The following is a 1516-nucleotide window of genomic DNA, read 5'->3' as shown; positions in this document are numbered from 1 at the left end:
GATCAACAGGCCGATCTTGGTGCGGTTCAGCGTCAGCTGGACGCCGACGAACACCACGAGGCCGACCAGCATCACCAGCAGGCGATATTTGGCGATGGCGATATCGCCGATGATGAACGAGCCGCGCAGCGACGTCGGCAGCGGCAGCGGGATGATCTGCGGCCCCCACAGCGCATACAGCGCCTGCTCGGCGACGATCAGCCCGCCGGTGGTCATCAGGATCTGCTTCAGATGCTGGCCATACACCGGCAGGATCAGAACCCGCTCGACCACCACACCGAGCGCGCCGGACACCGCCATTGCGGCCAGAACTGCGGGCACCAGCACGGCGAGATTGGTGAGTAGCGAATCCGCACCCGACATCGCCGCCAGCGGCAATAGCACCAGCGTCGCCACATAGGCGCCGACCGCGATGAAAGCGCCGTGGCCGAAATTCAGCACGTCCATCAGCCCGAACACCAGCGTCAGGCCCGATGCCATGATGAAGATCATCATGCCCATCGCCAGGCTGGCGACCGTCAGCGTCACCCAGGACGAGAACGAGCCGCCCAGCGGCAGCATCAGCAGCGCCAGGATCGCGGGCAGCAACACCGGAAGAAGATCGCGCTTGGCCTGCGGCAGTGGATCGGAGGTGGAGGGCGCGGGGACGTCGGTCATGATGAGTATCCGTCGTCATTGCGAGGAGCGAAGCGACGAAGCAATCTAGCCCGGTGCACGGAGCTGGATTGCTTCGCTTCGCTCGCAATGACGGAGAGGGGATCGCGTAAAGTCACTGATGCGCCTCCAGGCTGAGGCCGAGCAGGCGCTCCTGGAGCGGCACGTCGGCGGCGAGCTCGGCCATGGTGCCGCGATGCACGATGCCGCCATTGTCCATCACCACCACGCTGTCGCCGATCTGTTGGGCGACGTGGAAGTTCTGCTCGACCAGCAAAATGGTGGCGCCGGTGCGCTTGAGTTCGGCGAAGCAGTCGATCAGCGCGCCGATGATCGCCGGCGCCAGCCCCTTGGTCGGCTCGTCGATCAGCAGCAATTGCCTCGGTTCGATCACCGCGCGTGCGATCGACAACATCTGCTTCTGTCCGCCGGACAGCGAGCCGGCGCGCGACAGCCAGAATTTTCGTAAGGCCGGAAAGAAGCCGAAGATCCAGTCGAGGCGCCCAGCGTCCATCTCGCCGTCGCGTGCCGCCAGGATCAGGTTTTCCTTCACGGTGAGATCGGAGAACACCGCCATCGTCTCCGGCACGTAGCCGACGCCGAGCCGCGCGATGTCCGGCGTCGCCATCGCTTCGATCCGCCGGCCGCCAAGGGCAATCTCGCCGCGCGACGCCGGCCACAGCCCCATGATGGTGCGCAGCGTCGTGGTCTTGCCGGCCCCGTTGCGGCCGAGCAGCATCGTGGTCTGCCCCTCCGGCACCGCGAAGTCGACGCCCTGCAGGATGTGATAGCGCCCGATATTGGTGTGGACGCCGGAGAGTATGAGCAGGTCGGTCATCGTCCCTGCGCTCCACAACGAAGC

General features: G+C 65.4%; 2 protein-coding genes. Both read right to left on the bottom strand.

Annotation, left to right across the window (positions count from 1 at the left end; all coding sequences use genetic code 11):
• A partial coding sequence (locus DYI24_RS26435) for a branched-chain amino acid ABC transporter permease (protein ID WP_164574417.1) occupies positions 1–657 on the bottom strand: 657 nt, incomplete at its 3' end.
• A gap of 112 nt (positions 658–769) precedes the next feature.
• Positions 770–1492, bottom strand: a complete 723-nt coding sequence (locus DYI24_RS26430; protein WP_164574416.1) for an ABC transporter ATP-binding protein — start codon at positions 1490–1492, stop codon at positions 770–772.
• Positions 1493–1516 lie beyond the last annotated feature (24 nt).

This window comes from Rhodopseudomonas sp. BR0C11, from assembly GCF_010820945.1.
Classification (GTDB): domain Bacteria; phylum Pseudomonadota; class Alphaproteobacteria; order Rhizobiales; family Xanthobacteraceae; genus Rhodopseudomonas; species Rhodopseudomonas palustris_H.
Note: the sequence above shows the minus strand (reverse complement) of the source record. Positions and strands in the feature narration are given on the sequence as shown.